This window comes from Pseudomonas sp. FG35 (assembly GCF_057809295.1).
Map to the genome: position 1 here is coordinate 198,914 of NZ_JBMDJR010000006.1, position 9,633 is coordinate 208,546.

Consider the following 9,633-nt stretch of genomic DNA (forward strand, 5'->3'; position numbering starts at 1 on the left):
CCGTTAGCGGTTGCTGGACATGAATTGTTTGCAGCGCGCCGAAAGCGGGTTTTCGAACACCTGCTGTGGCGATCCTTGCTCTTCTACCAGGCCCTGGTGGAGGAACACCACTTCGCTGGAGACCTGACGGGCGAAGCCCATTTCATGGGTCACGAGCAGCATGGTGCGGCCTTCTTCGGCCAATGCGCGGATGACATTAAGTACTTCCTGGACCATTTCCGGGTCAAGGGCGGAGGTGGGCTCGTCGAACAGGATCACCTTGGGCTGCATCGCCAGCGTGCGGGCAATCGCCGCGCGCTGTTGCTGGCCGCCGGAAAGTTGCGCCGGGTAGGCGTGGCGTTTGTCGGCGATGCCGACCTTGGCCAGCAGCGCTTCGGCCACTTCGATGGCTTCGGCCTTGCTCTGGCCGAGCACGCGGCGTGGGGCTTCGATGATGTTGTCGAGCACGCTCATGTGCGGCCACAGATTAAAGTTTTGAAACACAAAACCAATCTCGGAGCGCAGGCGATTGATCTGCTTGCCGTCGGCGGCAACCAGTTCGCCATTCTTGGCGGCCTTGAGCTTGAGTTCTTCCCCGGCCACCAGGATCTGGCCCTGATGCGGGTTTTCCAACAGGTTGATGCAACGCAGGAACGTGGACTTGCCGGAACCGGAGGAACCCAGGATCGAGATCACATCGCCGTCGCGGGCGGTCAGCGAGATGCCTTTGAGCACCTCAAGCTGTCCGTAGCGTTTGTGCAAGTTGCGGATTTCAAGCGCGGGCGTGGCCTCAGCCATGTGCGTTCCTCATATATGTTGCGCTCCTGCTGTTGGTTGGCCTTCCTGGCGAGGCGGCCAAGCTAGCATAGCGTTTCAATGGCAGCCAACAGCGCTACGAGCGGTAAACGGATGGCGTGTGGCAGGTTGTCGCATCGGCGCAGCAGACTGTCGCCCCATCAACAACCGAACGGGTGTTTGAACGTGGATTCCCGTGGGTGTCGCGTAAAAAAAGGCGCGATGTTGCCACCTTTGGCGGGGTGTTGGAAGCGCTATCCGGCCGAACGTTCCTCATTCGCCCTTTTATTGTGCATCCCGCACTTTTTCAGTGTGTTTCTGGTGCGCTCGTTCGTTTGAAAAGTGAGTCGCAGGGTAACGCTTTGGCGAAAGGCCATTATTCTCAATGACTTGCGATGACTGTCCGGTCGAGCGGAAAACCGCAGAGCAGAAGAGTTTGAAACATTTTGGCGCATTTATTGCGTGCAGAATCCGGAACGCCCCGTTGGATTCTTTTTACGAGAAGGAACGCCAGACGGGCCGGACGCAATCGCTTTCCTCGCAAAGGTAGTTCCAATGAGCAGTACCCAAAGCTCCAATGGCCTCGAACAGGGGCTCAAACCGCGTCATGTGACCATGCTGTCGATCGCCGGGGTGATCGGTGCAGGTCTGTTCGTCGGCTCCGGCCACGCCATCGCCGCTGCCGGTCCCGCTGTTCTGCTGGCTTACGCCGCTGCTGGCGCGCTGGTTGTGTTGGTGATGCGCATGCTCGGCGAAATGGCGGTTGCCTCGCCTGACACTGGCTCGTTCTCGACTTACGCCGACCGCGCTATCGGTCACTGGGCCGGTTTCACCATCGGCTGGCTGTACTGGTGGTTCTGGGTTTTGGTGATTCCGCTGGAAGCCAACGCCGCCGCAACCATCCTGCATGCGTGGTTCCCGGGTGTGGATATCTGGGCGTTCGCGCTGATCATCACCATGCTGCTGACGGTGACCAACCTGTTCAGCGTGAAAAATTACGGTGAGTTTGAATTCTGGTTCGCCCTGCTCAAAGTCGTGGCGATCATTGGTTTCATCATTCTCGGCGTCGCGGCCATTTTCGGCTTCCTGCCGAACAGCCAGGTCAGCGGCGTGTCGCACATCTTCGACACCCAGGGCTTCCTGCCGAACGGCATGGGCGCAGTGCTGGGCGCGATCCTGACCACCATGTTCTCCTTCATGGGTACCGAGATCGTGACCATCGCGGCCGCCGAATCGAAGAACCCGGGCAAGCAGATCTCCAAGGCCACCAACTCGGTGATCTGGCGGATCGGCCTGTTCTACCTCGTTTCGATCTTCATCGTTGTGGCCCTGGTGCCATGGAACGACCCGGTTCTGGCCAGCGTCGGTTCCTACCAGACCGTACTTGAGCGCATGGGTATCCCGAACGCCAAGATGATCGTCGATATCGTGGTTCTGGTTGCGGTGACCAGCTGTCTGAACTCGGCGCTGTACACCTCGTCGCGCATGCTGTTCTCCCTCGGCAAGCGTGGTGACGCCCCGGTCATGTCGACCCGCACCAACAAGAGCGGCACCCCTTACTGGGCGGTGATGCTGTCCACTGGCGCGGCGTTCCTGTGCACCTTCGCCAACTACGTGGCCCCGGCTGCGGTGTTCGAGTTCCTGCTGGCCAGTTCCGGCGCCATCGCGCTGCTGGTGTATCTGGTGATCGCGATTTCGCAACTGCGCATGCGTAAACAACGCATGGCTCGCGGCGAGAAAATCGTCTTCAGCATGTGGCTGTTCCCGGGCCTGACCTACGCGGTGATCGCCTTCATCGTGGCAGCCCTGACCATCATGCTGTTCCAGGACGCCCACCGCGTGGAAATCCTCGCGACCGGCCTGCTGAGTCTGGTGGTTGTGGCGACCGGCCTGTTGGTGGCTCGTCGTCGGAAAATGGAAAACCGTGGTGCGGCAGTTCTGAACTGATCCGCAACGCATAACGCAAAACGGCCGCTGTCAGTGATGACAAGCGGCCGTTTTTGTTACTGCGAGCGGTTTATTCGCTCTTCTCTTCCTGCGCTTCCACCGACTGACCGTAAGTGTCCAGCGCAATCCCGAAATCGCTGATGAACTCCGGTTCGCTCAGCCACGCCTGGGCGGTCTCGCGATCCATGCCGTCGGCCCACATGCGGTAGTCGATCAACATGTCGGCGGCCAGGTGAGTGGCGGCCATGCCTTCGTTCTCGGCGTTTTCCATGTCCAGCAGATCAGGATGATCGACGATTATAAACGCCAGCTCACGCAGCAGCGTCAGCAGCATTTCATTGCGGCTGACGGCTTCGGCGTCGCGCATCTTGCTGAACATCGCCAAGGTGTATTCCGGGATCGGCTCGGCCAGATGGCCAAGGTCATCGTCCTGCGCCAGGGGTTTGCGACCGACCATGCGGATCTGCTTGGCTTTGGCCTTGGCGCGTTTGGCGCGTTTCTGTTGCTTGTTCAGGGATGCCATGGGAACTCAGTTTTTCTGTTGGGTTTGTGCGGCGATTGCGTCGGACGCGGCCACATAGTCTTTCTGGAAATCCGGCGATTCGATCCACGCCAGAGCGCCAGCCTCGTCAGTCTCGGTGGACCACTGGCGGTACTCGATCAGCGCGGCGAGGATGAAGTCCATTGCGCCTTCTTCGCCTTCCTGCTCGTACACCAGTTCCAGCAGCGGGTCTTCGAGGAACGCGGTGCACAGGGCCTGCTGGCTGATCTTCTCGGCGTCGATCATTTTCTTGAACAGTTCGGTGAGGTCCACTGATTCGAAATCGATGCGGTCGTCGTTCGGGTCCAGCTCGACCGGCGCTTCCGCACGTTTGGTGCGGTTCTGCTTGGCCTTGGTCTTGGCCCGGGCGGCGCGTTTTTGCTGCTTGTTGGCGGAAGCCATGGTGTGTGTTCCGTGGTGCGTTAAAGGGCTTGGCTGCGTGGGATCTTGCGCCCCGGTGTGTCGGAGGCCAGTTCGCCGGTCTGCAGCCAGGTCAGAGCGATGGGCCATAGTGTGGCTTGGTATGCGCTGCGAAAAAAGGCGAAATGTCCGACTTGCTGTTCGCCGATGTCCTGCGGCTCGATTCGCAGGTGGGTCTTTTGCGCATTGTGGAAGTAAGCCAGCAGGCGTTCGATGGCGGGAATCGTGCCGTAGGGATCGTCGCTGATGCTGATTGCCAGGGCTTTGGCCCGGACGTTGGCGAAGGGCAGGTTGCGGATCGTTCTACCGCTCGGGCGCCGCTCATAACGCGCGGCCGGCGTGCTCCAGTCGCGCACCACGCCGGCGGGCGTATCTTCCAGCCAGCCAAGTCGTTTGCCCGGAAAATATCCACAGAGCAGCGTGACCAGCGGCATCAGCAGATGCCATTTGCCGAACATCCGCCAGCGGTGCCCGGGCGCGTAATCGCGCCAATAAGCGAATTGCGCGCCGACCGTCACCAGTCGTCGGATTACCTGTCCGGAGGCCCCCAGGCCTGCTGCGCAGCCACCGAAGCTGTGCCCGACCACATCGATAGGCTGACCGGGAAACTCTCGCTGCGCGCGTTTGAGCATCGCCTCGAAATCCAGCGCGCCCCAATCCGTCCACGAAGCCTGCAAATGCCGCATCGACTTCGGCTGCGACTCGCCAATGCCCCGGTAGTCGTAAATGATCACGTCGAACCCATTGGCGAACAGATACGCCGCGAAGCGCGTGTAGTGACGGCAGCGCACGGATGTGGCGGCGTTGATGATCACCACCGGGCGTTGTGGGTCCGGTGAGGCGTGACGCCAGGTGAAACCGCCGAGCAGATAGCCGTCGGCGGCGGGCTCGTGGAAGGGCTCGCTTTCAATGTCGGATGCTTGGCCAAATGGAGGCGGCGCACTTTGTAGGTTCATGGGTTTCGAGCCTGGTTAGGACGGGTCGAGAATGAACTTCAGGCGGGATGTAACGCAATGACTGGTACGCAGTGCGTACCGGATTGACGGTTCGAGGCAATCGCCAATTCGTGACGCAGTGCGTCATGAATTGGCTGGGAAATACTTCAGTAGTCCTTTTCGCATTCAAAACAACTCCCAATCGTTCTAAAACCCACCCCGCAAGACAAAATCTAAAAAGAGGTAACGATTGGGCTCCGCGAGAGCCCGGGAGTCGTCCTCATGAAACGCGTTCTTTCATTCGTGCTGCCCGTTGCCGCTGCGGCGGTGCTGCTGTTTCCGATCATGGCGCAGGCTGCGAGTCTGGAGCCGATCGACAGTTCCGCTGTGCAGGTTCAGCAGCAAGAGCAAAACGGTGTTCGCTATCTGGCCGGCGGGATTGGTGAAGATGAATCGAAAGCCATTCAGCAATCCGCGGGCTACAACCTGCATATGACGTTCGCCGTCGGCATGCAAAACCAATACACCGCCGATGTCGATGTGATGATTCAAAAAGCACCCGGCCAGACCGTGCTGACGCTGAGTCAAACCGGGCCATTGGTGTACGTGCAGTTACCGCCCGGCAAATACACGGTCGTCGCGACGCGCAATGGTGAAACGCGCCGGGATGCGGCGGAAATTGGCGGCGGTGCTGCGCGCAATCTGGTGTTCCACTGGAACGACAACAGCTAGCGTTGCTGACGGTCGCGCCGGGATGGCGCGACCGTTGCCGTGCGGCCCAGCCAGATCGATACCCAGGCGGCGCCCGACAGAAAGAGGGCGAGGAGGCAATGCGCGGCGACGGCAAACCAGAAGCTGCTGGGTTGTGTGGTCAACGAATACACGGCGAAGCGTTTGCCGCGTGCCATGTTGCCGATGCGCCCCTGAATCAGGCCGTCCACGGTTTCATAGGCGATCAGGCCGATGCACAGGATCAGCACCAGGCCGAGCGCGATCATCAGCCAGTCGGTACGTTTTACGGGCGGCGCGGGATGGGGCAGGGGAACGCGGGTTCTTTTCTGGTTCATCGCGGGATGACCCTCTTCCGTAAGGGTTATGCAACGTATCGCGAATTTCGGCCTGCAAGAAGGGCGGGATCGGGCCGTCATCAAATCGCAGGCATAAAAAAACCCTGAATCTTGCGATTCAGGGTTTTCGGTATTTGGTGCCCAGAGACGGAATCGAACCGCCGACACGGGGATTTTCAATCCCCTGCTCTACCGACTGAGCTATCTGGGCAACGGGGCGCATTAAAAGGGTTTTTCGGATTTACGTCAACGAATTTTTTAAAATTTCTTAAATTAATTCCGTCGCTTACGATCCGACCCCCGATTTCGCGGGGTTTACTCTGCAGGCGGAACGTAGCCTTCGGCCTGAGCGTATTCCTCGCCGGAGAAGTACTTGTCCATTTCGCCCTGAAGAAATTTGCGGTCTTCGGCGTTCATCATGTTCAGGCGTTTTTCGTTGATCAGCAGGGTCTGGTGTTTCTGCCAGTCCGCCCAGGCCTTGGCCGAGACGTGTTCGAAAATATCCTGGCCCTTGGCACCCGGGTACGGTGGGCGCTCCAGACCTTCGAGTTGTTCTTTGTACTTGCGGCACATTACGGTGCGGGTCATGTCGACTCTCCTGCATTCAAGACGGCGGCCGCGCGTTCGAGCAAGGTCTTTACCGGGGCGGCGAGGCCCAGGCGCGGCGGGGTGGCGAGGTTATACCAGAGCCAGTCGGCCTCGGCCACGTGACCGCCGGCTTCCTGAACCTGAACCAGCCAGGGTTCGATGGACAGCTGGAAGTGGCTGAAGGTGTGGACAAGGCTCGGCAGCGCCTGCTGCTCGCCCAGTTCCAGCGAGTGCTGCGCGGCGAGGTGTTGCAGGTCGTCGAGGTCGTCGAGTTCCGGCAGGCTCCACAAACCGCCCCACAATCCGCTGGACGGGCGGCGATAAAGCAAAATCGCGCCATCCTCGTTGGCCAGCAGCGGCATCAGCGTGCGCTTCTGCGGGATGGCTTTGCGCGGCTTGGGGATCGGATAGCGTGTCTCCAGGCCCAGCATGTGCGCTTCGCAGCCCTTTTCCAGCGGACACAGCAGGCAGCTCGGCTTGCTGCGGGTGCAGAGCGTGGCGCCCAGATCCATCATCGCCTGGGTGTAGGCGTTGACCCGATCCTGCGGCGTGAAGCGCTCGGCGTTGGCCCACAGTTGCTTGGCGACCTTCGGCTCGCCGGGATAGCCCTCCTGCGCGGTAAAGCGCGCCAGCACCCGTTTGACGTTGCCGTCGAGGATCGGCGCGCGCAGGCCCATGCTGATGCTGGCGATCGCGCCGGCGGTGGACAGGCCGATGCCTGGCAGCTCGGTGAGTTTCTCGACATCCCGGGGAAACTCGCCGCCGTACTGGCTGACGACGATCTTCGCGGTCTTCTGCAGATTGCGCGCGCGGGTGTAGTAACCCAGCCCCGTCCACAGGTGCAGCACTTCGTCTTCCGGCGCTGCGGCCAGGGCTTCGACCGTCGGCAGTGCGGCCATGAACCGGTCGAAGTAATTGAGCACGGTGCTGACCTGGGTCTGCTGCAACATGATCTCGGACACCCACACCCGATATGGGTTGATGTTCTGTTGCCAGGGCAAGTCATGGCGACCGTGGCGGTCGAACCATTCCAGTACCGCCGTGGAAAACTGCTCTGCTCTCATCGCTTGAACAGCCCCTTCAATGCGTTTTTCAGTTCCGGGCTGACTTTATCACCCAGTTTTTCGTCGATTTTTTCGCTGAGCTTGTCGCCGGCCAGTTTGCTCGCGACCTGGCCCATGCGTTCGTTGTCCACGCGGCAGGCCTTGGCGCCCAGTTCCAGTGGGCCACGGCAACGCAGCGGCCATTCGATGCCGACGAATTTGTCGCCGACCTGGCAGGCCGGATCCGGCATGGCGCTGGTGTCGCCTTCGACGATGATGCCGACGCGGTAGTCCATGCCCAGCACCCTAAGGTCGATATCGCCGTCACCGTTGACGCTCATGCCGGGGATGCGCACTTTCAGATCCGGGTTGCTGGCCAAGCCGTTGCGGAAGGTCAGGTTGCCCTTGAGCTCCTGGAACGGTGTGTCCTTGCCGCGCGGCTCGCCGCTCAGGGATTTACGGTTGAGGGTGGCGATGCCCTTGCACAGTTGCTGCTCAAGGTTGGCGTTGAGCAGCACGCCGTTGTTGATCACGAAACTGGCGTTGCCGTTGAGGGTTTCGATCAGCGCCTGCTGGCTGTTGCCGCTGCCGGTGACGGTGCTGGTGAGATTGACCAGACCCTTGACCGGCGGGTTCTTGCCCTGGCTTTCGAGGATTTTCTCCACTGGCACGCGGTTGATCCGGGTTTGCAGGTTCAGCACCGGCGCGTTCTGGCGCACGTCCAGTGTGCCCTTGGCTTCGAAGTCGCCGTTGTACAGCTCGCCGCGCAGGTTCTCCAGAGTCAGCAGGCCGCCCTGGCCGGTCGCTTTCAGTGCGGCGTTCTGGATCGGCAATTTGTCGAGGGTCAACTGGCCGAAGGTCAGGTCAGCGTTCACGTCGAGCTTGCTCAGGCGCTCGACCGGGAACAGGCGCTCGGTGCTCCAAGCGCTTTTGCTCGGTTTCTCCGGCAGCGGTGTGCTGCCGGCACCCGCCATCGCATCGGCCTCGGTACTGGCGACTTCGGCCTGACGAACCTGAGTGGCGTTATTGGCTTTTTCCGATTTCGGCGGCAGGTAGCGGTCGACGTTGAAGGTGTCGGCCTTGAGGACCGCCCGCAGCGATTGTTTGGCGAAATCCTCGACGGCGATGCGGCCACTGAAACTGCTGTCGTCGAGTTTCAGGTTGATGTTGTCCAGCGCCAGGCTGGTCGGCGTCGCGGCGACACGGCTGACCAGTTCAACCTTGCTCAGGCTGCCTTCGGCCATGGCTGGCAGGGTCTGGCCGATGCTGTCGACGAATTTCGCCAGGTCGAACTGGGCGATGGAAATCCCGCCGCTGATCTGTGGGGTCTTGTCCAGGTCGTTGGCCTTCAGCTCGCCGAGGGCACGCAACTGATTGACCGACAGTTTGATGCCGGTCCATTCGGCGACGTTGGCGGCCTTGTCCAGCAACAGTTGGCCCTGGGCGGCAAAGGTCACGGTCTTGCCTTGCAGCGGATCGCCGGCGACTTCGCCGGACAGCTTCAGGTCTTCGAACTTGTAGCGTTGCAGGGCGCGCTCGAAGCGCAGCTCGCCGTTGAGCTCGGTGCGCACCCGCAGCACTGGCTGGTTGGTGCCGAGGAACGCGGTGGCCTTGACCGGGATGTTGGTTGAATCGTGAACCGCGCCGGTGCTCAACTGGATGCTTTCGGCGCTGAATTGCTTGCCGGTCAGCTCGTCGTTGTATTCCACACGGGCGTTGTTGACGGTCAGGCTGTCGATGTCGAGGCGGATCGGCTGGGCCGGTTTTTCCACCGGGGCCGGTGTTGCTGGAGAGGCTTCCCCAGCGGTCGCAGGCGGTGTGCTGCCGGCGGGAGCCGGCACCTTGCCGATGTCTTCCCAGTTACCGTGACCATTCTTGTCACGGTTCAGACGCAGGTTCAGGCCTTCGACACGCACGTCGCTCATCTGCACTTCGCGGCGCAGCAGCGGCAGCACGCGCACGGACAGGCCGAGCATCTGCAGGTCGGCGAACGGTTCGGCAGGTTTGGCCAGGGTCGCGACGCTGGCCTCGTGCAGTTCCAGGCCGAGCCACGGGAACAGGCTCCAGCCGATGTCGCCATTGAGCGTCAGCTCGATGTGGGCCTTGTCGCGGGCAATCTGGCGGATCTCGTCTTTGTAGTCGTTGGGATCAAACAGGTGGGTCAGGGCGAAGCCCGCCGCCACAATGATCAGCAACAGCCCGAGAAGTACCAGACCCAGGATTTTGCCGAACGCTTTCATGGGCGAGTCCTTGTAAGTAGTCGAATTCGTAATTTAGCCGGGGAGTATAGCGCTGCATCAACCCGCGCTGTTGCGGTG

Annotated in this window: 10 protein-coding genes and 1 tRNA gene; 2 read left to right on the forward strand and 9 right to left on the reverse strand. The window is 60.8% G+C overall.

What is annotated here, in order from left to right:
• Positions 1-3: 3 nt before the first annotated feature.
• Positions 4-777, reverse strand: a complete 774-nt coding sequence (locus tag ACODTD_RS14285) for an ABC transporter ATP-binding protein (protein ID WP_007897462.1) — start codon at positions 775-777, stop codon at positions 4-6.
• 552 nt (positions 778-1,329) lie between these two features.
• Between ACODTD_RS14285 and gabP the strand changes: the two genes are divergently transcribed.
• Positions 1,330-2,721 (forward strand): GABA permease, encoded by a 1,392-nt coding sequence (gabP, locus tag ACODTD_RS14290; protein ID WP_011332009.1) that lies wholly within the window; start codon positions 1,330-1,332, stop codon positions 2,719-2,721.
• 70 nt (positions 2,722-2,791) lie between these two features.
• Here the strand turns inward: gabP and ACODTD_RS14295 are convergent, their stop codons facing one another.
• Genes ACODTD_RS14295 through ACODTD_RS14305 form a run of 3 tightly spaced genes read right to left on the reverse strand, consistent with a single transcriptional unit; the run spans position 2,792 to position 4,638 of the window.
• A complete protein-coding gene (locus tag ACODTD_RS14295) occupies positions 2,792-3,244 on the reverse strand; it encodes a hypothetical protein (protein ID WP_011332010.1) in 453 nt (150 codons plus the stop codon).
• Between the two features lie 6 nt (positions 3,245-3,250).
• Entirely contained in the window at positions 3,251-3,664 is a 414-nt protein-coding gene (locus ACODTD_RS14300; protein ID WP_007952560.1) for a hypothetical protein, read from the reverse strand.
• A 20-nt stretch (positions 3,665-3,684) separates the two neighbouring features.
• Positions 3,685-4,638, reverse strand: a complete 954-nt coding sequence (locus tag ACODTD_RS14305; protein WP_489104956.1) for an alpha/beta hydrolase family protein — start codon at positions 4,636-4,638, stop codon at positions 3,685-3,687.
• Between the two features lie 261 nt (positions 4,639-4,899).
• On the opposite strand from ACODTD_RS14305, the gene ACODTD_RS14310 reads away from it, so the two are divergent.
• The gene (locus ACODTD_RS14310) at positions 4,900-5,349 is read left to right on the forward strand and encodes a carboxypeptidase regulatory-like domain-containing protein (protein ID WP_285357330.1); all 450 of its coding nucleotides are present in this window, start codon (positions 4,900-4,902) and stop codon (positions 5,347-5,349) included.
• Here the strand turns inward: ACODTD_RS14310 and ACODTD_RS14315 are convergent.
• The 5 genes from ACODTD_RS14315 to ACODTD_RS14335 all read right to left on the reverse strand — a co-directional run bounded on the left by ACODTD_RS14315 (position 5,346) and on the right by ACODTD_RS14335 (position 9,555).
• On the reverse strand, positions 5,346-5,684 hold the full coding sequence (locus ACODTD_RS14315; RefSeq protein ID WP_489104957.1) for a hypothetical protein: 339 nt from the start codon (positions 5,682-5,684) through the stop codon (positions 5,346-5,348). The two genes, ACODTD_RS14310 and ACODTD_RS14315, sit on opposite strands and share 4 nt — an antisense overlap.
• A 135-nt stretch (positions 5,685-5,819) precedes the next feature.
• Positions 5,820-5,895, reverse strand: a tRNA-Phe gene (locus tag ACODTD_RS14320).
• Between the two features lie 104 nt (positions 5,896-5,999).
• The gene (locus ACODTD_RS14325) at positions 6,000-6,272 is read right to left on the reverse strand and encodes an oxidative damage protection protein (protein ID WP_007952551.1); all 273 of its coding nucleotides are present in this window, start codon (positions 6,270-6,272) and stop codon (positions 6,000-6,002) included.
• Positions 6,269-7,336, reverse strand: coding sequence for an A/G-specific adenine glycosylase (gene mutY / locus ACODTD_RS14330; protein ID WP_489104958.1), 1,068 nt, complete (start codon positions 7,334-7,336; stop codon positions 6,269-6,271). Before mutY ends, ACODTD_RS14325 begins: the two co-directional genes overlap by 4 nt.
• Positions 7,333-9,555: an AsmA family protein gene (locus ACODTD_RS14335; RefSeq protein ID WP_011332015.1), complete on the reverse strand. Its 2,223-nt coding sequence runs from the start codon at positions 9,553-9,555 to the stop codon at positions 7,333-7,335. Before ACODTD_RS14335 ends, mutY begins: the two co-directional genes overlap by 4 nt.
• Positions 9,556-9,633: the final 78 nt, after the last annotated feature.

What these genes read in the sequence shown, in the direction of transcription:
- ACODTD_RS14285 (WP_007897462.1), bottom strand. Translation starts at nt 777, where the DNA reads ATGGCTGAGGCCACGCCCGCGCTTGAAATCCGCAACTTGCACAAACGC.
- ACODTD_RS14295 (WP_011332010.1), bottom strand. Translation starts at nt 3,244, where the DNA reads ATGGCATCCCTGAACAAGCAACAGAAACGCGCCAAACGCGCCAAGGCC.
- ACODTD_RS14315 (WP_489104957.1), bottom strand. Translation starts at nt 5,684, where the DNA reads ATGAACCAGAAAAGAACCCGCGTTCCCCTGCCCCATCCCGCGCCGCCC.
- ACODTD_RS14325 (WP_007952551.1), bottom strand. Translation starts at nt 6,272, where the DNA reads ATGACCCGCACCGTAATGTGCCGCAAGTACAAAGAACAACTCGAAGGT.
- ACODTD_RS14305 (WP_489104956.1), bottom strand. Translation starts at nt 4,638, where the DNA reads ATGAACCTACAAAGTGCGCCGCCTCCATTTGGCCAAGCATCCGACATT.
- ACODTD_RS14335 (WP_011332015.1), bottom strand. Translation starts at nt 9,555, where the DNA reads ATGAAAGCGTTCGGCAAAATCCTGGGTCTGGTACTTCTCGGGCTGTTG.
- ACODTD_RS14310 (WP_285357330.1), top strand. Translation starts at nt 4,900, where the DNA reads ATGAAACGCGTTCTTTCATTCGTGCTGCCCGTTGCCGCTGCGGCGGTG.
- mutY (WP_489104958.1), bottom strand. Translation starts at nt 7,336, where the DNA reads ATGAGAGCAGAGCAGTTTTCCACGGCGGTACTGGAATGGTTCGACCGC.
- gabP (WP_011332009.1), top strand. Translation starts at nt 1,330, where the DNA reads ATGAGCAGTACCCAAAGCTCCAATGGCCTCGAACAGGGGCTCAAACCG.
- ACODTD_RS14300 (WP_007952560.1), bottom strand. Translation starts at nt 3,664, where the DNA reads ATGGCTTCCGCCAACAAGCAGCAAAAACGCGCCGCCCGGGCCAAGACC.